Annotated in this window: 17 protein-coding genes, 3 tRNA genes and 1 pseudogene; 8 read left to right on the top strand and 13 right to left on the bottom strand. The window is 46.0% G+C overall.

The annotated features are described in order from the left end of the window. Positions 1 to 6 precede the first annotated feature (6 nt). Positions 7 to 279 carry an ACT domain-containing protein gene (locus AC5M9B_RS09635; protein ID WP_009174021.1) on the bottom strand — a complete coding sequence of 91 codons (273 nt, stop codon included), beginning with the start codon at positions 277 to 279 and terminating at the stop codon, positions 7 to 9. Between the two features lie 272 nt (positions 280 to 551). After that, positions 552 to 968, bottom strand: a complete 417-nt coding sequence (locus AC5M9B_RS09630; RefSeq protein WP_209282818.1) for a hypothetical protein — start codon at positions 966 to 968, stop codon at positions 552 to 554. A gap of 111 nt (positions 969 to 1,079) precedes the next feature. On the opposite strand from AC5M9B_RS09630, the gene AC5M9B_RS09625 reads away from it, so the two are divergent. The 4 genes and pseudogenes from AC5M9B_RS09625 to AC5M9B_RS09610 form a co-directional block, all read left to right on the top strand. Continuing rightward, entirely contained in the window at positions 1,080 to 1,703 is a 624-nt protein-coding gene (locus tag AC5M9B_RS09625; protein WP_070680578.1) for a DNA methyltransferase, read from the top strand. Then, positions 1,684 to 3,201 (top strand): Eco57I restriction-modification methylase domain-containing protein, encoded by a 1,518-nt coding sequence (locus tag AC5M9B_RS09620; RefSeq protein ID WP_487648562.1) that lies wholly within the window; start codon positions 1,684 to 1,686, stop codon positions 3,199 to 3,201. Before AC5M9B_RS09625 ends, AC5M9B_RS09620 begins: the two co-directional genes overlap by 20 nt. 105 nt (positions 3,202 to 3,306) lie before the next feature. Beyond that, the gene (locus AC5M9B_RS09615; protein ID WP_487648561.1) at positions 3,307 to 5,802 is read left to right on the top strand and encodes a GIY-YIG nuclease family protein; all 2,496 of its coding nucleotides are present in this window, start codon (positions 3,307 to 3,309) and stop codon (positions 5,800 to 5,802) included. 348 nt (positions 5,803 to 6,150) lie between these two features. Beyond that, a pseudogene (locus AC5M9B_RS09610) lies at positions 6,151 to 6,258 on the top strand (IS5/IS1182 family transposase); the annotation flags it as partial. Positions 6,259 to 6,373: 115 nt separating this feature from the next. Here the strand turns inward: AC5M9B_RS09610 and alr are convergent. After that, complete coding sequence (gene alr / locus AC5M9B_RS09605) at positions 6,374 to 7,432, bottom strand: alanine racemase (RefSeq protein ID WP_019270486.1); 1,059 nt, start codon at positions 7,430 to 7,432, stop codon at positions 6,374 to 6,376. Between the two features lie 457 nt (positions 7,433 to 7,889). Between alr and AC5M9B_RS09600 the strand changes: the two genes are divergently transcribed. Continuing rightward, positions 7,890 to 8,771 carry a carbohydrate kinase family protein gene (locus AC5M9B_RS09600; RefSeq protein WP_487648560.1) on the top strand — a complete coding sequence of 294 codons (882 nt, stop codon included), beginning with the start codon at positions 7,890 to 7,892 and terminating at the stop codon, positions 8,769 to 8,771. Between the two features lie 79 nt (positions 8,772 to 8,850). Here AC5M9B_RS09600 and thiD read toward each other — a convergent pair whose 3' ends face one another. The 3 genes from thiD to AC5M9B_RS09585 form a co-directional block, all read right to left on the bottom strand. Next, complete coding sequence (gene thiD / locus AC5M9B_RS09595) at positions 8,851 to 9,657, bottom strand: bifunctional hydroxymethylpyrimidine kinase/phosphomethylpyrimidine kinase (protein ID WP_019270488.1); 807 nt, start codon at positions 9,655 to 9,657, stop codon at positions 8,851 to 8,853. Positions 9,658 to 9,946: 289 nt separating this feature from the next. Continuing rightward, on the bottom strand, positions 9,947 to 10,744 hold the full coding sequence (locus AC5M9B_RS09590; RefSeq protein ID WP_204828301.1) for a Cof-type HAD-IIB family hydrolase: 798 nt from the start codon (positions 10,742 to 10,744) through the stop codon (positions 9,947 to 9,949). A gap of 209 nt (positions 10,745 to 10,953) precedes the next feature. Then, positions 10,954 to 12,357 (bottom strand): 3'-5' exonuclease family protein, encoded by a 1,404-nt coding sequence (locus AC5M9B_RS09585; RefSeq protein WP_070655217.1) that lies wholly within the window; start codon positions 12,355 to 12,357, stop codon positions 10,954 to 10,956. Positions 12,358 to 12,475: 118 nt separating this feature from the next. Between AC5M9B_RS09585 and AC5M9B_RS09580 the strand changes: the two genes are divergently transcribed. Next, positions 12,476 to 12,552: transfer RNA gene (locus AC5M9B_RS09580), tRNA-Arg, on the top strand. Between the two features lie 16 nt (positions 12,553 to 12,568). After that, positions 12,569 to 12,643: transfer RNA gene (locus tag AC5M9B_RS09575), tRNA-Glu, on the top strand. A gap of 216 nt (positions 12,644 to 12,859) precedes the next feature. On the opposite strand, the gene AC5M9B_RS09570 is transcribed toward AC5M9B_RS09575, so the two are convergent. From AC5M9B_RS09570 to AC5M9B_RS09560, 3 genes are all read right to left on the bottom strand, one after another. Next, positions 12,860 to 13,393: an inorganic diphosphatase gene (locus AC5M9B_RS09570; protein WP_003741020.1), complete on the bottom strand. Its 534-nt coding sequence runs from the start codon at positions 13,391 to 13,393 to the stop codon at positions 12,860 to 12,862. 133 nt (positions 13,394 to 13,526) lie between these two features. Then, entirely contained in the window at positions 13,527 to 13,976 is a 450-nt protein-coding gene (nudB, locus tag AC5M9B_RS09565) for a dihydroneopterin triphosphate diphosphatase (protein ID WP_487648559.1), read from the bottom strand. Next, positions 13,976 to 15,355 carry a mechanosensitive ion channel family protein gene (locus AC5M9B_RS09560; RefSeq protein WP_487648567.1) on the bottom strand — a complete coding sequence of 460 codons (1,380 nt, stop codon included), beginning with the start codon at positions 15,353 to 15,355 and terminating at the stop codon, positions 13,976 to 13,978. Before AC5M9B_RS09560 ends, nudB begins: the two co-directional genes overlap by 1 nt. Positions 15,356 to 15,605: 250 nt before the next feature. Between AC5M9B_RS09560 and AC5M9B_RS09555 the strand changes: the two genes are divergently transcribed. Next, positions 15,606 to 15,682 (top strand) — tRNA-Pro (locus AC5M9B_RS09555). 150 nt (positions 15,683 to 15,832) lie between these two features. Here the strand turns inward: AC5M9B_RS09555 and pncB are convergent. From pncB to brnQ, 4 genes are all read right to left on the bottom strand, one after another. Further along, a complete protein-coding gene (pncB, locus tag AC5M9B_RS09550) occupies positions 15,833 to 17,056 on the bottom strand; it encodes a nicotinate phosphoribosyltransferase (protein WP_487648558.1) in 1,224 nt (407 codons plus the stop codon). A 206-nt stretch (positions 17,057 to 17,262) separates the two neighbouring features. Then, positions 17,263 to 18,891: a hypothetical protein gene (locus AC5M9B_RS09545; protein WP_487648557.1), complete on the bottom strand. Its 1,629-nt coding sequence runs from the start codon at positions 18,889 to 18,891 to the stop codon at positions 17,263 to 17,265. 89 nt (positions 18,892 to 18,980) lie between these two features. After that, a complete protein-coding gene (locus AC5M9B_RS09540; RefSeq protein WP_487648556.1) occupies positions 18,981 to 20,573 on the bottom strand; it encodes a hypothetical protein in 1,593 nt (530 codons plus the stop codon). Between the two features lie 317 nt (positions 20,574 to 20,890). Beyond that, the gene (brnQ, locus tag AC5M9B_RS09535; protein ID WP_487648555.1) at positions 20,891 to 22,222 is read right to left on the bottom strand and encodes a branched-chain amino acid transport system II carrier protein; all 1,332 of its coding nucleotides are present in this window, start codon (positions 22,220 to 22,222) and stop codon (positions 20,891 to 20,893) included. Positions 22,223 to 22,321 lie beyond the last annotated feature (99 nt).

Raw genomic sequence — 22,321 nt, 5'->3', positions numbered from 1 at the left:
TCCGACTCAAATGCGGTGCATGGCTTGGAAGATTTCTTCATTTTGCATACGGATATCGAGCGCGAGTTTTTTGCTCTCTTCCGCAAACAAATCCAGCATTTCCTGCCGCGATTTGGGACATTTCGAGGTATCCACCAAGATAATCATGGTGAAGAAATCGTCCATTAGCTGCTGGCTGATATTGAGGATGTTGATTCGGTTTTCCGCGAGAATGCCGGAAACGTCGTACACGATGCCGACACGGTCTTTGCCGATGACGGTGATGACTGAATTGTTCATAAGTCAGGGTCCTTGTAGGGGTCGTCTGAAAAATTGATTTGGGAAATTATAACATTGCTTTAAAATAATATGACTTGGATTGTTGACAATTTTGTATTGCTCGAACCTGATATTCCGTCTGCCGTCATTCCCGCGCAGGCAGGAATGACGAAGTCCGGTAAGTCGCGAGCAAAAATAAAGTAATTTAGCTATAGAACTTAATTTTTAAGTCAAAAACAATGCAATAAAAAACGGTTGGTTTCCATTTCGGGAAACCAACCGTTTTATCTTCATCATTTCTCACAGCGGTAGGCCTTATCCATCGCCATAATTACTTCCCTGACTACCTTTTTCTGTTCAGGAGGCAGGTTTAAAAATATCTGAAACAGCATCTGATCCTGATAGCTTGCCGCACTTTCCCAAATGTGTTTATTGGGTTCTTTCGGTTTATCTAATTTGGCGACTTGGTAGGCTTTTTCGTCTGAAACCAATGCGCGAATATCTACTTCCAGCCATTCTGCCAACGTCTTAATTCGGGAAAGTGAAGGCAATCCCTCACCCCTTAACCAGCGGGCGACAGCGTGTAAGCCTATCGGTTTGCCGTAATGACGCAAATTAAATTCACGCTCAATCACCGAAGCCTTAGGCTCATAGCCTTTTTCAATCAAAATCCGTTGCAAATTTTCTGCAAATTGTTCTCTTTCATTCATATCTGCAACTTTAAAGAGTTCCTTTTTGCCAACGAAAAGCTTGATTGAAAATTACGTAACAATTATCATAATTACGCTTAAAATTACGTTATAAGTTACGCCAATTACGCTATGACCGGACAAATCAAATCAAAACAGCGCGTTGCCGACCACGGTGAAGTATTCACCCGTGAACAAGAAGTCAATGCCATGTTGGACTTGGTGAAAAATGAAACCTTGCGGATTGAGTCGCGCTTTTTAGAGCCGGCCTGCGGCGATGGGAATTTTCTGATTCAGATTTTGAAGCGGAAGCTGGATGTAGTAGCGAAAAATTACCGGACTTCGCAACGGGAATATGAGTTTTATGCCGTACTTGCCCTTTGTTCCATTTATGGCGTCGAGCTGTTGGAAGACAACGTGAAAACCTGTCGCAAACGGTTGTTTTCTTATATCGTTTTGCAATATGAAACCGAGCTTTCCCGTTTACCGGGTGAAGCTTTTCTAAACACGTTGGAATTTATTTTGCGCCTGAATATTGTGCATGGCGACGCTTTAACGATGCGTTACACCGAAAGTAGCGAACCCTTGCATTTTTCGCAATGGTCGCCCGTACCGTTTCCACGCCGGTTTTCGCTCAAGCGGCACGATTTCCAATATCAATATTTAGTGGATAACGCAGGTTCGCCTTATCAGTCCCTACAAGAATTTAAAGGCCGTTATTTTTTGGACATCGAAAATGCAGAACCCCTCAATTAATTACAACCCCGACGTGCTTTCCTGTTTGGCAAATTTATCTAATGACGAAGTGTTTACTTCGCCTGCTCTTGCCAATCAGATGTTGGATTTACTGCCGCAAGAACTGTTTTGCTCATCAAAAACCACGTTTTTAGACCCTGCCGCCAAATCGGGCGTGTTTTTGCGTGAAATTGCCAAGCGGCTGTTGACAGGGTTGAAAGACGAAATTCCCGATTTGCAAACACGGATCAACCATATTCTGACCGAGCAGATTTTCGGTTTGGGATTAACAGAACTGACCGCCTTACTGTCGCGCCGCACGCTCTATTGCAGCCGTGAAGCCGACGGCAAATATTCCGTTTGCGAAGCGTTTGCCGATCCGCAAGGGCATATTTTTTATATGCCTTTAAAGCACCAATGGGAAAATGGGCGTTGCACAAAATGCGGCGCAAGCCGCCAAGTGTATGACCGCGGCGATGAGTTGGAAAGCCACGCCTATGCCTTTATTCATCAGGATTTAAAACAAATAAGTGAGAAATTGCCCGTGAAATTTGATGTGATTATCGGCAATCCGCCGTATCAGTTGAGCGATGGCGGCGCACAAGCCAGCGCCAAGCCGATTTACGATCAGTTTGTAGAACAGGCGATTAAATTACAGCCAAAATATCTTTCTATGATTATTCCGGCTCGTTGGTATGCCGGTGGAAAGGGGTTGGATAATTTCCGTGATCGAATGTTAAATGATAAACGAATTTCGGAAATTCACGATTTTCCAGATTCAGGTGATTGCTTTACTGGAGTAGAAATTAAAGGTGGCGTTTGTTATTTCCTTTGGGAAGAAAAACACAATGATGATTGCTTGATTGTAATGCACGAAAAAAATTCAAAAATTTCAGAAATGAAACGACCGCTTAAAGAAGATGGTTTAGATCTTTTAATTCGTTATAACAACGCCGTTCATATTTTGAGAAAAGTAAAAGAAAAACAAGAAAATAGTTTTAGCGATTTGATTAGTGGAAGAAAACCATTTGGGCTGACAACGGACTTTAAAGGCAATCCCGAACCTTATAATTCTTCCGAACACAACGTGAAACTTTATCAAAACAGAGGCATCGGCTACGTCAAACAAGAAGATATTCCATTGAATAAACAATGGATTCATACACATAAAGTGATTGCGCCTTATGCAGTGGGTTCAGGTGACAGCAAAACGGACTGGGTCAAGCCGATTTATGCTGAACCAAACACGGCTTGCACGGAAACTTACCTTGTGATGGGACCGTTTGACGACAAGCAGACTTGTGAAAATGTGATGAGCTACATCAACACTCGATTTTTCCATTTTATGCTCACGCTCAAGAAGAATACGCAGCACACAACAAAAAAAGTCTATGAGCTTGTGCCTATGCAGGATTTTTCCAAAGCGTGGACGGATGAAGAACTTTACGAAAAATACCAATTAAGCCAAGCGGAAATTGATTATATCGAGGCAATGATCCGGCCGATGAACAACGAATAACCCGTAGGGTGGGCTTTCTAGCCCACCATTTTCAGACGATATTGCGTATTTGGTAAGCTAAAACCCACCCTACAAGCCAAACACAATAAACGCTAAGGAAATCCTATGCCTTACCTTTCCCCTTTACACCGCCCTAAAATTTATGCTTATTCCGACATCCGTTATCCCGATTGTCTGAAAGTGGGCTATACCGCCAAATCAGTCAAAGAGCGTGTGGAAGCGCAATTTCCTGTCAAACAGCCTGGTCAAAGCTACCGCATTGAATTGGACGAAGATGCGGTACGTGATGACGGTTCGTTTTTTACCGATCACGATGTACACAAAGTTTTGCTCAAACATGGGGTTAAACGGGTTAAAGGCGAGTGGTTTGAATGTACGGTAGAAGATGTTCAGACGGCATTGTTAGAACTGAAAACGGGTGTTGCAGTAAAGAAAAAGGCAATTTTCAATTTCGGTATGCGCCCCGAGCAGCAAAGTGCGGTAGAAAAAGCAGCGGATTATTTCCAACGTTTTACCGAAGATCCGATGAACAAAGGCAAAATTCCGCATTTTTTGTGGAATGCAAAAATGCGCTTCGGCAAAACCTTTGCAGCCTATCAGCTGGCAAAAAAAATGGGTTGGAAAAAGGTGTTGGTTTTGACTTTCAAGCCCGCAGTGCAAAATGCGTGGCAGGAAGATTTGCAAGACCATTTGGATTTTCAGGATTGGCGTTTTGTAACCGATGGCAGCGATTGGCGTCCGCACGCCGATTTTCCGCAAATCTGTTTCGGTTCATTCCAAGATTATTTGGGTAAAAGCAAATCGGGCGGCATTAAGCTGAAAAACGAGTGGGTACACGCTATTAACTGGGATTGCGTAATTTTTGACGAATACCATTACGGCGCGTGGCGGGATAAGGCAAAAGACTTGTTTGCCGACAGTGAATGGGAAAAATCACAAGCCAAGCAGCAACATGCCGAAGAACAAGAGATGGAGCTGGATTCGCCCGATTATTTTGATGAGGATTTGTTGCCGATTACGACAGACCATTATCTTTATTTGTCGGGTACGCCGTTTCGCGCCATCAATTCGGGCGAATTTATTGAAGAGCAGATTTTCAACTGGACGTATTCCGACGAGCAGAAAGCCAAAGCGGCATGGCAAGGCGATAACAACCCTTATTTATCACTGCCGAAAATGGTGATGCTCACTTATCAGTTGCCCGATGAGATTCGGGAAGTGGCGTTAAAAGGTGAATTTGCCGAGTTTGATTTGAATGTTTTTTTCTCTGCCGTAGGCGAGGGCGACAAAGCCAAATTCAAATATGAAAGCGAAGTGCAAAAATGGCTGGATTTGATCCGCGGACAACTGCTTTCTACGACGGTGGATAATCTGAAAATGGGCGCAGAGCGTCCGCCGATGCCGTTTAGCGATACGCATTTATTAGGCAGCCTGCTGCATACTTTTTGGTTTTTGCCGAATGTGGCAAGCTGCTATGCGATGAAAAATTTATTGGCGCAACAACAAAATACCTTTTATCACGACTATCAAATCCTTGTCGCCGCAGGCAATGAAGCAGGCATAGGCGCAGAAGCCTTAGTTCCGGTAAAAAAAGCGATGGAAAAACCGTTGCAATCCAAAAGTATTACGCTCAGTTGCGGCAAATTGACGACCGGCGTATCCGTTGCGCCGTGGGCAGGGATTTTTATGTTGCGCAACCTTGCCAGCCCTGAAACCTATTTCCAAGCGGCATTCCGAGTGCAAACACCGTGGGTGTTGCGTGGGCATAATCCCGACAACCCCAACGAGCAATGTATCTTGAAAGAAAATTGCTATGTATTTGACTTTGCACCGGATCGCGCCTTGCGCCAGCTTGCTGATTACAGTTGCCAACTCAACACCGACAGCATCAACCCTGAAAAGAAAGTCACGGAATTTATCCAATTCCTGCCCGTGTTGGCGTATGACGGCAGCTCTATGCGCGCGATTGACGCTTCGGGCATTTTGGATATGGCAATGAGCGGCACCACCGCCACGCTTTTGGCTCGCCGTTGGGAAAGTGCGCTGTTGGTGAACGTGGACAACGACACGCTGAAAAAACTCAAAAACAACGAACAAGCGATGAAAGCTCTGATGAATATCGAAGGCTTCCGCCAACTGAATTTGGATTTGGAAACCATCATCAACAAATCCGAAGCGGTGAAAGAAGCCAAACGGGAAGCAGGCGACAATCCAAGCAAAGAGCAGAAAAAATCCATCAGCAATGAAGAAAAAGCGGAAAAAATTTTGCGCAAACAAATTCAAGAAAAACTGATGAAATTCGCCACACGCATTCCGATTTTTATGTATCTGACCGATTATCGGGAATATATGCTGGAAGATGTCATCCGCCAACTGGATACAGGCTTGTTTCAAAAAGTGACGGGTTTAAACCAAGCCGATTTTGATTTGCTGGTCAGCCTCAATCTGTTTAACAAAGGCTTGATGAACGATGCCGTGTTCAAGTTCAAACGCTATGAAGACAGCAGCTTGGAATATACAGGCATTGTGAAACACACTCCCGAACAAATCGGTCTTTATGATACAACAGTGGATATTCGGGAATATCGTGGGGAATATTAATACCTGTTCCAGAAGGAATTTTAATGCCCGGGGAAACCGGCCGTCCGACGACCGCGGTATTTTGCTTTTCACCTTAAATCTGCCATTTTCTGTACCCAAACCCTATTCATTCCAAACTGCCCGTGCCTCTATAACTAAATTATTTTTTTCGATACGCAACCTACCTGTTCCATCATTCCCGCTTAGGCGGGAATCCATGTTGGAATTTCAGGAATTGTTTTTCAAATCAGGGGTTCTCAAGTTTTACGATGGATTCCCGCCTGCGCGGGAATGACGGGGGTGGAATCCTGAAATATCGAAGTTAGTATGTTTGCTTTAAGTTACCTGTTCCATCAATCCTGCTGCAACCGTTATAGTGGATTAAATTTAAATCAGGACAAGGCGACGAAGCCGCAGACAGTACAGATAGTACGGCAAGGCGAGGCAACGCCGTACTGGTTTAAAGTTAATCCACTATAATTCGAAAATAAGGTTTCTTAAAATGATGGCAAGACAAAGGTCGTCTGAAAACCATTTAACGAAACCGTTAACTTTGTTTTCAGACGACCTTCAGTTCAAACCGCCGCCTAAATCACTCCGAATAGGTAAACTTTGCGCGTTTGACGTTGCAAAGGATTTCATACGGAATCATACCGGCGGCTTCGGCGACTTCGTTGATATTAACAATGTCGCCCCACAATTCGACTTCGGCGCCCAAACCTTCTTTGGAAGCATCGAGTTCGACGGTGATCATGTCCATTGACACCCTGCCGATGATGCGGCTGCGTTTGCCTTCGACGGCAACGGGCGAGTTGGTCGAGGCTCGGCGCGGATAGCCGTCGGCGTAACCGCAGGCAATCAGGCCGACGCGTGTAGATTTGCTGGTATAAAACGTCGCGCCGTAGCCGATGGGTGAATGAGGTTGCAGGACGCGTTCGCCGAATACGCGGGAAGTCAGGCGCATGACGGGCTTCAGGCGCTCGTCTACGCCGCCGAACGGAGAGATACCGTAAAGTGCCAGTCCGGCGCGTCCCCAGTCACGGCGCGCTTCGGGAATATTCAAGATAGCGGCGGAATTAGCGAGGCTTTCTTCTCCTTCTAAGCCTTCACACGCCAAATCAAAGGCTTCAAGCTGCATTTCGGTCATGCCGTTGTCGGGTTCGTCGGCGCAGGCAAAATGGCTGAATTTAACAATGCTGTCAACGTGTTTGCATTGTTTCAGGGCGGTGTAGGCGGAAGTGTAATTGTGCGGAAAGAAGCCGGCGCGGTGCATACCGGAATCCATTTTGAGCCAGACTTTAACGGGATTCTGCCAATGATGGGCGATTAAGGCTTCGAGTTGCCATTGGCTGCCGACGCCCGGCCACAAATTGTATTTATCGACGGTAGCGTATTCCGACGCTTCAAACACGCCTTCGAGCAATACGATGGGATTGCTAATGCCGCTCTCGCGCAATTCGACGGCTTCGTCCATGGTAGCGACGGCAAATCCGTCGGCAATTTCGGACAATGCGTGGGCGCACCGTACCGCGCCATGTCCGTAAGCGTCCGCTTTAATAACGGCAAGCATTTTGCCGCCGTGAATCTGTTTCAGGGTTTGATAATTGTGGCGCAGATTGTCCAAGCGGATTCGGGCATTTAATGGACGCATGATTTGTTCTTTCCGTTAATGAAGGTCGTTTGAAAATGGATATTCACGTTTTCAGACGACCTTTCGGTATTTTTAACGACTACATTATAGGCTTAAAGAGAGGGTTTTTAAATATCGTAATGAAATGAAGAAAATCGGAATATATAGCCCGTCTGTTCAAACATATTCTGCCGATTTGTATTTAAATTTCAAAAATCAGCCTACCCCCTTCCCGAAGCACTTATAAAATGAAAGAAAAATAAACCCTGCCGATTTGCCGAATCAGGCCGTCTTTAACGCAATTTGTGATGAATCAAACTTCCTGGCGGATAATCCCGCGATTGCTTGTCAGTCGGTAGATTTTAAAACATAATACTTACGTGCCTAAGTATTGGAATTTTACTACAAACACATGATTCCTAAGCCGTACGCAGCGCAGCAGTTCCAGCCAATCAACTCAAAGCAAGGAAGGTCTAAAATGAAAGTAACCAGTTTCGGCGAAGTGTTGTGGGACGATTTTCCAAGCGGCAAAGTGTTGGGCGGTGCGCCGCTGAACGTTTTGGTCCGTTTGCAATCCTTCGGAGTCGATACCGCCATTATCAGCCGTCGCGGTGATGATGCCGACGGCGAAGAGCTGCTGCGCCAAATCCAAGCGAAAAACGTCAATACCGACCTGCTGCAAGTGTGCAAAGAATGCGATACCAGCTTGGTCAAAGTCATCTTGGACAAATGCGGCAGCGCGTCATATGAAATCGTATATCCCTGCGCTTGGGACCGCATCGTCATCGAAGATGCCGCCTTGCAACGTGTCGCCGAATCCGATGCCTTCGTATTCGGCAGCCTTGCCACCCGCGATGAGATTTCCCGTGCGGCATTAGACAAACTGATGGAAAAAGCCAAATTCAAAATCTTTGACGTCAACCTGCGCAAACCCCACTACGACACCGACCGCCTGCTCGCCACCATGAAGCATGCGGATATGCTCAAACTTAATGACGACGAATTGTACGAATTATCTGCGGCTTACGGCTCGCCCTACCACAGCATCGAACAAAACATCGCCTACCTCAACCGCTTGACCGGCGCCAAAACCATCTGCGTCACCTTGGGTGGACACGGTGCAATTTTATACAAAGACGGCGAACTCTACCGCCACTGCGGCTTCCGCATCAAAGTTGCCGATACCGTCGGCTCCGGCGACAGCTTCTTGGCAGGACTGACCTACAAACTGCTCAACAATGCCGAGCCGCAAGAAGCCATTACCTTCGCCTGCGCACTCGGCGCCCTAGTCGCCTCTAGACACGGCGCGACGCCCGACATTTCCTTACAGGAAATCGAAAGCTTCATGAATCCGGCTTGATGTTTGCCATCAAAGGATGTCACAACAAAAGGTCGTCTGAAAACGGAAAATCTGTTTTCAGACGACCTTTTCATATCCCTCAATCCCGATACGCCCAATGATTGACCGGACCGTGTCCCGCGCCGATGTTCAAAGGATTGCGAATCGCCTCGGTAATGTATTTTTTGGCGGTTTGCACGGATTCGAGCGTCTCGAAACCTTTAGCCAACTCGGCGGCGATACAGGCGGAGAACGTACAGCCGGTACCGTGCGTATGCGCTGTTGGGAAACGGCGGTCGGTAAATTCAAACACCTCATCCGGCGTAAACAGCCAGTCGGTACAGTATTCGCTGCGGCTGTCGCCCAAATGCCCGCCTTTAATCACTACATTTTTCACGCCGCAATCTTGCAGGATTTTGGCGGCGCGTTCCGCATCTTGGCGGTTTTCAATGCGCACGCCCGTCAAGGCTTCCGCTTCGGGCAGGTTCGGCGTCAGAATGTCCGTATCGGGCAGAAGCAGGCGTTTCATCGCTTCGACGGCGGAATCCTGCAACAGCGGCGCGCCACCTTTGGCAATCATCACCGGATCGAGGACGCGCTTGCCGAAACGGCATTTTTTCAGATTTTCGGCAACGCATTCAATCACTTCAGCCGTACCCAGCATCCCGATTTTATAGGCGCGGATTTCAAAATCGGCGCGGACGGCTTCGATTTGCGCGGTGATGATGTCGGTCGGAACCAGATGCACCGCCGATACGCCGAGCGTATTTTGCGCGGTCACAGCGGTCAGCACGCTGGTGCCGAACACACCGCGCATCTGAAATGTCTTCAAATCCGCCTGTATCCCCGCCCCGCCACCGGAATCCGAGCCGGCAATGGTCAGCGTTTGGACGAATGTTTCTTCCATTTGGTTTCTCCTATTGCTTGGTTGGACGATTTAGGAAGCGGTTTGAAGGTCGTCTGAAAACCCATCATTCTTGTTTTCAGACGGTGTTTTATTTTTATTTTATTGTTACAACGAAATATTTACAGCTGTATTTTAGTTGGTTTATCCCGGTTTGAAATGGGGGATTTTAGGGATATGTTTTTACAATTTTCACGGACTCAGCCCGAAATCCCCATCCCGACTTTTTACTATTCCAACAAAGAGGTTGTCTGAAACCTGCTTTTCAGACGACCTAACTCTAAATAAATCATTATCCATCAATAATTTCCAATTCAAGCAAAGCCCTGTACACGCCATCTTCATCTACACTCGGAGCAATAAATTTCGCCGCGGCCTTCGCCGCAGCCTCACCATTTCTCATGGCCACGCCGAAGCCGACGGATGAGAGCATTTCCAAATCATTAAAGCTGTCGCCAAAAGCCATAACATCTTCCATGCCTATACCCAACTTTTCTACTGCATGTGCAATGCCTCTTGCTTTTGAACCTTCGCGGCGCAGCATGTCCAACGCAGACTCGTGCCAACGCACGGATTTGAAGCCTTCGGATTGGATTTTTCCGATAATCTCCTGCTCCTGGGCTTTATCTGCAAACACCAGCATCTGATAAACCGATTGTTTGCGGAAATATTCTTTATCCACTTCAAAAGCAGGCAGGATGTGCAACAAGGCTTCTTTTACCCTTTCGCCGGCAGCCGATGCGACAATTTCATCATTATTTACAAAAGCATAATCAATATACTGACTGTCAAAAAATGTACACATCCGCTCCACTTCGGCTTCAATCATCGGATAAGCCTGCAACACCTCTCCGTGAAACGTCGTGTATTGCCCGTTAATCGTAACCAGCATATCAATGCCGCTGTCGCGTATCAGGGTTTTCACCTTACCCGGAATGGCTACCGGCGGTCTCCCCGTCGCAATCGCCGTCAAAATACCCCGCGCTTTCAATGCCTCCATCGCTTTAGCAACAGACGGGCGCAGCGTATCGGTATATTTTCGGTATAACGTGTCATCAATATCGAAAAAAATAATTTTTGGCGTATTCATTATCAGGCATACAATCGGTTTCAGACGACCTATATTGTAACGTGCAATTACCGGAACAATGCACAATTTCTACATGCAATGATGTAAACAAGCTGTGTATAAATCCTACTTCATATTGATTCCCAAAAGAAAAACAAACCTGATTAAAAAATAAGCAGGTTATCAGAAGTCGTCTGAAACCTGCTTATTCCATTTTCGCCATTATTACATTAAGCAATAATTTTGACACTTTCCCGCTCCCGCCTGAATTTCATTTTAAGCAACGCGGGCAGACTGTCATCAAAGTACCAGCCACCGTCCGGCATAGCAATCGCCCCACCGGCACAACGCAAAGTGATGCTTTTTCCGGATAAGCCGTCCGTCTCCGTAATCTCTACCTCATGCGCTCTCCCCCAGTCTGCAACGGGCAACAAATGCGCCAATTCGCGGACACGTCCGTTTTGCGCTTCTATCCCATCCTCGGTACGGCAGGCGCCGTCGCATTGCCCGAGTGCCTGTACAGGACACGGCACACCTTTTCCATTTGCAACAGGCAGGATATTCAAGGCATCAGGACAAAGTCTGTTTTCCAGCGCCCAACTATTAAGCGCGCGTTTGGCGGCTTTTTTATGGATGAACAACCCATACGGGCGGACAGCACGACTGCCATTATCCAAAGGCACAATCCTTGCCTGCAATACACCGTGTTCGTCGGGAGAAAAACGAACCGTAGAAAATGCAGTAGGCTTGGAAACGACTCGTTCAGGTGGGCGGATACCATATTCCCTCATCGCCTGCGCCTTCAGCCATACCGAATGCAGGCTGCCCAACGCAGGAATAAAACGCACGGAAGCCGCAGCCTTCAAATAAAGCGGAACTTTTTTACCATGCAGCATTTCTGCCGTTTCGCTATACGCTTTCTCCAATGCAACTACCGCCTGCGCCTTGCCGAATGCGTCAAACCAGACCAACACACCTTCGCTGTCCGGCAACGCATAAAGCTGCGCCGCCAAAGCATCCGTTACCCAATTCGGCAGCATTTTCGGATTCATCAAAGACCGGCAGTAATTATCCCAATCCTCTGTATTCTTTTCGCGCAAGCTGTGTTCCAAATAATCGCTCAAAGCCAAAACATCGGTCATCGCGCGATGACGGTTTTCCACTGCAATTGCGTTCCGTTCGATAATGCTGTCCAAATTGTGTTTGTAAAACTCGGGATAAAGGCGGCGCGACAACTGGACGGTACACAAAGCAGGCGCAGCAAAATCAATTCCGGCACGGCGAAACTCGTGACGCAAGAAGGTATAGTCGAAACGGCTGTTATGCGCCACCACCACTGCCCCCTGTAAAAGCGGCAATAACTGTGAAGCAATTTCCGCAAACAACGGGGCCGTTTTTACCATTTTATTGCTGATGCCCGTCAGTTGCTCGACAAATTCAGGAATCGGCTTACACGGATTCACCAACCACTCATAACGGCATACGTTTTGTCCGTCGAAACGCAGCAAAGCAACTTCCGTTACCCTGTCTTGATACAGATTCCCGCCGGTAGTTTCCAAATCCACCACAACCACAGGCCTCCCGAAACGGAAAAATGCCTTCTGCAACAACGGCCAGCGAGAAACGCTCTCCATTTTATTTTCCTGTAAATTCAACCAATAGCCGTGCATTTTACACTTTCCCTGTTTATTTTCCAACAACGCCCTTGACAGAATTCCACCCCCTCCCTATAATCTCAATCTTTGTTACAGCGCACCCGTAGCTCAGTTGGATAGAGTATCTGGCTACGAACCAGAGGGTCGGGCGTTCGAATCGCTCCGGGTGCGCCAAAAAATCTATTTATCCGCGCCCATCGTCTAGCGGTTAGGACATCGCCCTTTCACGGCGGTAACCGGGGTTCGATTCCCCGTGGGCGTGCCAGTTTTGATTAAAGCCTTGCTGTTTTAGCAAGGCTTTAGTTTTTGAACCATCTTAAATAACCGCCATCTTGAATACCTAGGGCAGGCAGCAACTGACTTGTTTCTTTCTACGTTACCATACAAAACTTTTCAGTATTATTTCTTGCCCCTATTCCAATCAAAAGGTCGTCTGAAAACCATTTTCAGACGACCTTTCCTTATTTATTGAAATAAAACATCAAGCCTGTTTATTCCAACGTTCGATGGATTCTTTAATTACTTTTTTTGCTTCTTCCACATCACCCCAAGATTCAACTTTGGTTGTACCTGCTTTTTTCAGGTCTTTGTAGTGGTTGAAGTGAAATTCGATTTGCTTGATCAGCTGCTGCGGCAAATCGGCAAGGGTTTTGTAGGCGTTGCCGTTGTTGCGGTCGTCAGCGGGAACGCAGACGATTTTGTCGTCCACTTCGCCGTCATCGACAAACTTCATCACACCGATGACGCGCGCTTCCAAGAAGATGCCTGTCGCCAAAGGCTGTTCGGTAACCAGCAATACGTCCAATTCGTCGCCGTCTTCGTCCAAGGTTTGCGGGATGAAGCCGTAGTTGGTCGGCTTGGCGAAAATCGCGGGTTCGACGCGGTCAAGTTGGAATGCGCCGAGGCGGCGGTTCCATTCGATTTTATGGTTGCTGCCGGCGGGAATTTCGTTGACGACGTTGATAATGCCGCCGTCCACATCGCCCGGAGTCAGGATTTTATTGAAGTCTGCCATTTTATTTCCTTTATTTGACGGAAGTTTGAACGGCGGAAGTATAGCAAACAAAAGACTCTCTGAAAATGCGGAAAAAGGTCGTCTGAAAACGCAATCGCTGTTTTCAGACGACCTTTAAGCGATCAGGCTGGTTCTATTTCCCCAACCTTTTCCCCAATTCCAAAATAGCCCTTTTGTTCGACAGGGAGAACACTTTTTCCGCCGCTTCTTCTATGCCGAACCATCCGTAAGCGACGTGTTCGTCGGGTTGCAACACAATCGCCGTATCGCGCGGGATTTCAGCGGAAAAGATGTGTTCGCGGTTTTCAAACACGCCTTTGGGATAGCGGTGCCGCCAGTGGTGGTAAATTTCGTAAACCGTGCTGTCGTGCCAGTTGCAGAGCTGTCCGTCCGCAAGGCGGATGCCGGTTTCCTCCCAAACTTCACGTTTGGCGGTTTCCTCTATGGTTTCGTCCGGCTCGATGCTGCCGGTTACCGACTGCCAAAAACCTTGCGGCGAAGTGCGTTCGATTAAGAGGATATTGCCGTCGGCATCATGCAAAACCACCAGCGCGGACACGGGATACTTCAAGGGCTTTGCCATCAATCGTCTCCGGCAGCGTCCATCGAAGGGTCGGATCTGGTATCGCTGCGCGCCTGCATTCCCGCCTTGATCATAGCAATGCTACTCGGCTCCAGTTCTTCATTCAAGATGCGGACTTCGCGTTGCGGATAAGGGAACTCGATGCCGTGTTCGTTAAACTGTCGCCAAATATCCAGAAAAATCGCCGATTGCAGCGCGGCAAAACCGTTTTCCGGGTCTTTCACCCAATAAGTAGCGCGCAAATCGATACCGTTGTCGCCGAAATTGGTCACCACCGCCAAAGGCGCGGGATGTTTGGAAACACGCGGCTGTGCGGCGGCTGCACTTTTAATGATGTCCAGCGCCTTAATCAAATCGGAATGATAGGCAACCTGTATATTGAACGCCTGCTGCAATTCGCGGCTGGTATAAGATTCGTTGACCACCATCGAGGTAACGAACGTCTCGTTCGGAATCAGCGCCTCCGTACCGTTGGCATTGCGCAGCACGACAAAACGCGAGGTAATTTTGGTGACATAGCCGGTAAAGTTATTGACCGTCAGACGGTCGTTCATGCGGATGGAGCGGTCGCCCAAAATGATGAAGCCTGAAATGTAGTTGCTCGCCACTTTTTGCAGGCCGAAACCGATACCGACACCCAACGCACCGCCGAACACCGACAATACCGTCAAATCAATCCCCACCAGCGGCAGCGCAATCAATACCGCCAAAACCATCATCACCGTTTTGATGATTTTGGACAAAATCATGGACAGATTATTGTCCAGGCTGCTTTTTTCCAAACGCTCGCCGATAAAGCGCGCCAGCCACGACGCACCTATCATCAAGAGGCCGACCCACAAAATCCCGTTCAGAATCATCAACAGGCTCAGTTTGCCCGAACCGACCGAGAAGCTGATGCCGTCGAGCATCGCCAAAATCTTATCATCCAAGCCTGACAGCCAAAGCACGAAGCCTACCCACAAAACCATGGAGACCGATTTTTCCAGCCAGTCGGTCAGTTTATTTTGCGGCAAAGCAGCATGAACAACCGCCACGCTGACCCGAATCAGAATCATCCAGCGCGCCGCCAAAATCAGCAGATGCAGCCATACCGGGCGAAACTCCGTCAGGTTGCAGACAAACAAAGCCGCCGCACCGAAAATCATCATCAGCGCCGGCCACAAAATCCTTCTGCCTATATGCCGCAATAGCGCGAAGTTACCTTGTTCCGCAAAGAAATAACGGTTTTTTAGTCGGTTTGACAGCCAAAACGTCGCCGCCATCAGCATCAACACGCCGACCAGCTCAATCCAGCCCGAAACCTGTCCGAAATTGCGCTCTACCAAGCTAGACGTAAACGCCTGACGCGCAAACAATTCATGCAAAATATTGTCCATCAGCCCTGTTTTTTTCATTAAAAATCAAAGCAGCAATTATATAGCAGCCATAAAATTCCGCCACACTCGTTTACCGAACAAAGGTCGTCTGAAAATATGGCGGATTCAAGTGAAGAACAAAACATCCCGTCTGCCCTACCCGATCTTACGTCAAACAAATTTAAAGCCGCTTCAAACAGATAGCCCAAACCGCCCTGCCTTACGCTTGCCAAAGCCGGACAAGAAAACTATAATCCGAAACTTATCAAGTCGGAGTGTGGCGCAGTCTGGTAGCGCACTTGCATGGGGTGCAAGGGGTCGAAGGTTCGAATCCTTTCACTCCGACCAAAAATTCAACAGCCCGGTCGTTTTTGACCGGGCTGTTTTTTGTCTTTGCCTATTTCAAACTTTATATTCCAAGCGGTTCAACCCATCAAAAGGTCGTCTGAAAACCTGAATCCGAGTTTTCAGACGACCTTTTACCTTTTCTTCAGTTAATCAGCCCTCTGCCTTCGGCTCGGGAACGTCAAACACCTGACGCAGGTAGGCGAGGAAGGTGTTGTTGGTGGTCATGGTTTTGCCCGGGGAGTCGGAGAGTTTGGCGACGGACTGACCGTTGCACTCAACGAGTTTCAAAACGATGTTCAGCGGGGTATGGCCCATGTCGTTGGTGAGGTTGGTGCCGATACCGAAGCTGGTTTTGAAACGGTCTTTGAAATATTGGTGCAACGCCCACGAGCGTTCGATGTCCAGCCCGTCGGAGAAGGTCAGCATTTTGGTGCGGCTGTCGATTTTGAGTTTTTTGTAGTGGGCGTGCGCTTTGTCGCCCCATACATAAGGGTCGCCGCTGTCGTGGCGCAGACCGTCGAAGAGTTTGGCGAAATAGAGGTCGAAGTCGCGCAGGAAGGCGTCCATGCCGACCACGTCGGTCAGTGCGATACCGAGGTCGCCGCGGTATTCGTGTACCCAGCTTTCGAGAGCGGCTTTTTGGAAATTGCGCAGGCGCACGTCGAGGGCTTGGAAGGCTTGGAGGAACTCGTGCGCCATCGTGCCGATGGGGGTGATGCCGATTTTTTTGGCGAGATAAACGTTACTGGTACCGCGCACGATGTCGGGGGCGGCTTCAAGCAGGGTGCGGATGACGTGTTCCTGCCAGTCGAGGGTGTAGCGGCGGCGGGTGCCGAAGTCAGAAATGAGGAATGGCGGATCGTCGGGATTTTGCGCGGCGGAGATTTCTTTGAGGCGTTGCGCTTTGGCTTGGAGGCGGCGTTCGCCTTCTTCGATGACGGCGGGGGTTTCGAGACGGCGGAAGTAGAGTTCGTTGACGATGGCGAGGATGAAGATTTCAAAGAACATCGCCTGAATCATGGGGCCTTCGATGCGGATGTTCAGACGACCTTCATCGTCGGGGCTGACTTTGACGAAGCGGCGTTGGAGTTGGAAGAGTTCGAGATAGTCGACAAAATCGCTTTTGATGAAGCGCAGGCTGCGCAGGTAGTCGAGTTCGTCGTGGGTGAAGCGCAGTTGGCAGAGCGCGTCGAGTTCTCTTTCCAAGTCGTCTTGGATATCGGCAAGCGGGTAAACCATGTCTTTGTTGCGACAGCGGAACTGGTAAAGGCTGTGGGTTTGGGGGAATTGGTGCAGTATCACCTGAAGCATGGTGAACTTGTACAGGTCGGTGTCGAGCAGGGAGCGGATAACGGGCTTTTGAGGTGCGGTCATGGCTTTTCTCTCGTTCAGCGTAAATGTAAAGCATTATTAGAACACGGTTAGACGGACGGGTGTTACTTTTTTTGACCGGGGAAATGTTTATTTGAAAGGTTATTTCCCCAGCTCTGAGTGGAATGTGCAGATAGTAGATAAAAATTATTTATTTTGCACTCCGCGAGTAATAGATAAATAGATTTTTTCTAAATAATATCTGAAATTTATAAATTTTTTAACCAATTACGGGTACTTGACAGATTGCCTGATTCAAATGGTAAAGCGATATTTCTACGTTTTATTTCTTTTTGCAATAGAATAGAACGTTCCAATTCATTATTTGTATTTTGTAAGCTATTATTAAAACATCTAATTTCTTCCGGATTTAATGCTAATTCTGTTTTAGATAAATTAATTAAATAATTATCTAAAGACTGATTGATTTCTTTTAAATTTTCCAAAACGTTATCATAGCGATTTTTTAAGTTGTTTAAGTAATTCCAAACTTTCTGCATAAGTTCACTATGATCAAGAAAATAGCTCATACCTAAAGTCATCAAGCCAACAGTTAGCGCACTAAGAAATGCCGCCAATGAATCACCAAAAGGGAATGTTAATACAGTGGTAAGATATTGATTTAAAATTGCGCCTAACGATGTAGCAACAGCTAATCCAATTATTCTTGTTAACTCCTTCATTAGATCACCCAAGGCTAATTCATCAGGATTAAAGAAAATTAATTTGGCTGCGTGTACTAGACTGTTCCAAGTTTCACGAATCAGTTTAATGATATTTCCACCGATTGTTTGAAAAGCATTCCATAAAGTAGTTGTTAAACTTCCCAAAATACCACTCATCACTCCGTCTTTAAATGACATTAATAAATCTTTAAAACGAAGCTGAATACGTCCCCAAATATTTTTCAATGTATTTTTAATATGAGAAATAAAATTTTCTAATGTGAAATTAATTTTTACATTTTGATAAATATTTGGAATAGTCTCTTTTAATTCAAACCACAATTCTGCTAATACTAACCCTAATGCTTGGCGAAAACCCATAGATAAGCCAGCTTTACCTGCTTCAGTAGCAGTATTTTTCAAGAATTTACTACTTGTATAGTAGTTCCAATTGACTTGGCTATTGTAAGCTGAACGTGCTTTTTTATCTGCTTCTAGCATTTTTTCTTTATCAACACTTTGCAAGGCATCAATATGTGATTGCTCTTTTCTTATTTCATCTTCTAATTTTCTGCGATTGTGCTGTTCTTCAGGGGTATTGTTTGGTAAAGAAGCCAATTTAGCTTTATTTTTTTCTAAACTGTTTTGCTTTTGCTGTATTGCAGCTGGGATAGATGCTACAAATTCTTCAACACTTTTATCACACTTTTTTGTATTAATATATGCTAAAGTAGAAGAGAAATTTGAGTCCTGATTAGCTAATTTTATGCCGTCTAGTTCTGCTAAAATTCTACCAGCATCCTGCTCAATCTCATGGGCAGAAATAATATGATCTAATTGTCTTTTCTCATTCGGTTTTAGTCTACTATCTCTATATACATCAGTTAATATACCTTGCTGATGTTTTGCTTTATCAGATTTCCCTCGCGCTTTATAGTTGGAATCTTGATGATATAAATCGGAGTTGTACTCCCCTTTTCCTAAATATCTATTTTCTTCTGCTTTAGTAGCGTAGATACCTTTTCTTGCATTGTGAATAGTATCTACATTACCGCCAAGCTTATCATTAAATAATAAAAAATCTAAACCAAATGAGGTGGTTAAGCTCCTTATTACGGTTTTTTCTAATTCTAGTGCCCAATCGAATTCTTTTTGTATAATATCACTTGACATTTTAATGCTTTCAGCCTAGATCGGGATACCATTGATTTAAATGATATCCCGAAGTTTTGAAATAATTGTTTACAGGGTATTGCAGATTTTTAAATTTGAGATAAAGACGGAATTTGTGCTGATGTTGCTAATACATTTCCCAAAGCTTCTCGATTAATTTCAGGCAATTCGGTCTCCACTTCTTGTGCCTTAAAAACTGGTGTACATACGATATCTGTCAAAATTGCTGATAATTGGTAACCATTGCTGATAATCAATAATGTCTCTTCTTCAATTTCGTCCATATCTCCACCATTTTCAATAAATTGATTCATACTTTTCAATTCATCAAAGTAGCTTTGGAAAACTTCATAGAGTCTTGTTGTTTCAGCAATAGTATTTATTACATAGCGATTGGTTTTGCAAAGTGAGACAATAATTTCACCGATTTTATCCAAAGCCATTCCTGTGTCTGAACGGATTTTATTTGCCTTTTCAAGAACTTCTGCTGCATATTTGGAATAGAAGTTTGATGCAAACGGAATGATAGAACAAACGGTGACAGCTGCACCACGCAACCATTCATCCATCAATTGTTCACCACTAGAACGTATCAAATTTCTTTTAAACTGTGAATCAGGTAAATTAACTGTTAATGATTGAATATCATGTTCCCCCATCTTTTTAACTAATTCATGTGAAATACGAGCAAACTCTTTAAAATCTTCATTAATAGTGTTCCGTTGTTGGTTAAGCATTTCTAATAATAAATTAGTACGTGTATTTGAAAATGCCAAATATTGGTTTGCTGCTCCTAAATCATATTGAGATTGTTGAGTCAGGCTGTCGGCTAATCGCGTTTGGCGAGCAGCATTTACACCGATAATGTCATACAAAGAATCCAAATATTGATTATCTTCTTTTTCAGCCTCCGGCTCGCCTAAAAATTCAAAGATAATTGATTCTTGACTTGTTTGATTTAATGTTCCATATCTAAATTGCAAAGCATTATTTGCAGAAAATGCTTCTTGAAAGTGCCAAGTTCTATATATTCCATCTTTTACCTTATGGAGCATATTCTCTAAAAAATCTCGTTTTTTTTCGGCTTTCTCGCGTTGTCTTTTATCTTCCTGAGTTTCATAAATGGGAACTTTTTTTGCAGCATCTAATGTGACTTGCTTAAGCAAGGACGCATTGGATTGTTTGCTTGGATACGTTTCATTTAAAACTGATAGAATAGTGTGCTTAGAGAATTTCTGTTTAAAGCTTAGATCTCCTAAACCAAATGAACCGCTGTTTCTCAGCAAGTATAATAAATCTTCATCATCAGCTTTTAACAACAAACGGGTCGCTGTGGCTGTATTCAAAGCAATGCTTTTATGTGAAGTTACTATTTCTACAAGCTCTATTGCATCATTTTTCATCTTTTGTATTAGTGTTGCAGCAATTGATTTACTCTCAGTTTCTTTTTCATCTGATATATCATTGTTTTGTTCATCTGTTTCAGGTTTGATCTCTACATGAACAGATTTCAAAGCCATAACATCACGTAGATATTGTTTGTTATATTCACGAATTTGAGTTTTAGTTTCTAACTGCCCCATGAATTTTTCCATATCATCTAACGCAGATTCCACTTGAGACATAGTCCAGTTGTTTACCATATCGTTTAATTTATCTGCAATAGTATTCCAGAAACCCATAAAACGCTCCAAAAGTAAAATTTATCTGTATTTTGATATTTTAGTTTTTGTATTGTAACATATGTAAAATAAGTCAAACTATAGAAAATTTATGTTTATATAAAACAAGTCGGCTAATTTAATTTAGATTCAGGTTCTAAGCTTCATTATTGTTTGTTTTAGGGTCACTCTAAGTCTCAAAACGGGTATCTTTATGATGGATTAAGGCTAGATGTAATACATGTGCCATTTCATCTCACTTAATTTAAACTCAACCTACCACAAACGAAAAAAGGTCGTCTGAAATTTCAGACGACCTCTATTCTGATTGATAAGTCTTATGCTTTTTTCTTAAGCGCGGCGTTTAGGATGCAACCTAAAACAAAGCCGACCGTTGCGGGCAGCAGCCAGCCCAGTCCGACATCGTAGAGCGGCAGTACGCCGTTGATGTCGGCGGCGACTTCTTCGCTGAAACCGAATGCGGCTTTATAGGCATCGAGCAAACCGACTGCCAGCGTTGCCATCATGGTGCAGAAATAGACGATGCGGCTGCCGCCGAACAGTTTGTGCAGGAAGACCAGCAGGATGATGACGATGGTCAGCGGGTACAGCAGCATCAGCATCGGGATGGAGAAAGTCAGGATGGAGGACAGGCCTTTGTTCGCCAACGCCATAGACACGACCGTATTGATGACGACGAACATTTTGTAAGGAATGCCGGGACACAGGCGGTTGAAATATTCGGAACATGATGTAATCAGTCCGACGGCGGTACTCAAGCAGGCGAGCAGGACGATGACGCCCAAGAGGATATTGCCGGGTACGCTGAAATAGAAATTCGCGGTTTTCGACAACACTTCCGCGCCGTTTTCCTGAAGTCCCAAGCCTGACACGCTGGTCGCGCCCATATAGCCGATGAAGAGGTACACCAAAGCCAAGCAAGATGCGGCGACAATACCTGAAACGGCGGTCGTCCGCAGCAGCTCGGAGCGGTTGTCCACGCCCATCGCGCGCACGGCGTCAATGACGATAATGGAGAACACCAGCGAAGCGAGTGCGTCCATTGTGCCGTAGCCCTCCAAAATGCCTTTTATGAACGGACGAAGGGCAAAATCGCCTTGCGCCGCCGCAGGAACACCCATCGGATTCAGCGCGGTGTATCCGACTAAAACGGCAATCGTCAAAAGTAATACGGGCGTCAGAATTTTACCGATACGGTCCACCAGTTTGCCCGGCGACATCGACAGCCAATACGCCACGCCGAAAAACGCCACGCTAAACGCCGCCAGCCCGACTGTTTTCTGGCTTTCATCTAAAAACGGCGCAACGGCAATCTCAAACGACACCGTCGCCGTACGCGGCATGGCAAACAAAGGCCCAATGGACAAATACAGCGCGACGGCAAACGCCACGCTGTACCAAGGCGCAACCCTTGAAGCCAGCGCCTGCACATCGCGCGAACCGGAATAGCCGATGGCAATCACGCCCAACAGCGGCAGACCCGCGCCGGTCAACAGGAAACCAGTCATCGCAGAGAACCAGCTTTCCCCCGCCTGTTGTCCGAGATAAGCGGGAAAAATCAGATTGCCCGCACCGAAAAACAAAGCGAACAACATCAAACCGACCGCCCACAGCGAGGCTTTACGGTTGAGCGGGGAAATACTGTTCATAAATTCGTACCTGTTTGTTTATAGTGGATTAACTTTAAACCGGTACGGCGTTGCCTCGCCTTAGCTCAAAGAGAACGATTCTCTAAGGTGCTGAAGCAC

It is taken from the genome of Neisseria flava (assembly GCF_982712965.1).
The sequence above is the reverse complement of the archived record's forward strand: the minus strand, read 5'-3'. Positions and strand labels throughout refer to the sequence as shown.

Excerpts from the sequence above, each read along its gene's own strand:
- AC5M9B_RS09635 (WP_009174021.1), bottom strand. The coding sequence starts at position 279 with ATGAACAATTCAGTCATCACCGTCATCGGCAAAGACCGTGTCGGCATC.
- AC5M9B_RS09630 (WP_209282818.1), bottom strand. The coding sequence starts at position 968 with ATGAATGAAAGAGAACAATTTGCAGAAAATTTGCAACGGATTTTGATT.
- AC5M9B_RS09625 (WP_070680578.1), top strand. The coding sequence starts at position 1,080 with ATGACCGGACAAATCAAATCAAAACAGCGCGTTGCCGACCACGGTGAA.
- AC5M9B_RS09620 (WP_487648562.1), top strand. The coding sequence starts at position 1,684 with ATGCAGAACCCCTCAATTAATTACAACCCCGACGTGCTTTCCTGTTTG.
- AC5M9B_RS09615 (WP_487648561.1), top strand. The coding sequence starts at position 3,307 with ATGCCTTACCTTTCCCCTTTACACCGCCCTAAAATTTATGCTTATTCC.
- alr (WP_019270486.1), bottom strand. The coding sequence starts at position 7,432 with ATGCGTCCATTAAATGCCCGAATCCGCTTGGACAATCTGCGCCACAAT.
- AC5M9B_RS09600 (WP_487648560.1), top strand. The coding sequence starts at position 7,890 with ATGAAAGTAACCAGTTTCGGCGAAGTGTTGTGGGACGATTTTCCAAGC.
- thiD (WP_019270488.1), bottom strand. The coding sequence starts at position 9,657 with ATGGAAGAAACATTCGTCCAAACGCTGACCATTGCCGGCTCGGATTCC.
- AC5M9B_RS09590 (WP_204828301.1), bottom strand. The coding sequence starts at position 10,744 with ATGAATACGCCAAAAATTATTTTTTTCGATATTGATGACACGTTATAC.
- AC5M9B_RS09585 (WP_070655217.1), bottom strand. The coding sequence starts at position 12,357 with ATGGAGAGCGTTTCTCGCTGGCCGTTGTTGCAGAAGGCATTTTTCCGT.
- AC5M9B_RS09570 (WP_003741020.1), bottom strand. The coding sequence starts at position 13,393 with ATGGCAGACTTCAATAAAATCCTGACTCCGGGCGATGTGGACGGCGGC.
- nudB (WP_487648559.1), bottom strand. The coding sequence starts at position 13,976 with ATGGCAAAGCCCTTGAAGTATCCCGTGTCCGCGCTGGTGGTTTTGCAT.
- AC5M9B_RS09560 (WP_487648567.1), bottom strand. The coding sequence starts at position 15,355 with ATGGACAATATTTTGCATGAATTGTTTGCGCGTCAGGCGTTTACGTCT.
- pncB (WP_487648558.1), bottom strand. The coding sequence starts at position 17,056 with ATGACCGCACCTCAAAAGCCCGTTATCCGCTCCCTGCTCGACACCGAC.
- AC5M9B_RS09545 (WP_487648557.1), bottom strand. The coding sequence starts at position 18,891 with ATGTCAAGTGATATTATACAAAAAGAATTCGATTGGGCACTAGAATTA.
- AC5M9B_RS09540 (WP_487648556.1), bottom strand. The coding sequence starts at position 20,573 with ATGGGTTTCTGGAATACTATTGCAGATAAATTAAACGATATGGTAAAC.
- brnQ (WP_487648555.1), bottom strand. The coding sequence starts at position 22,222 with ATGAACAGTATTTCCCCGCTCAACCGTAAAGCCTCGCTGTGGGCGGTC.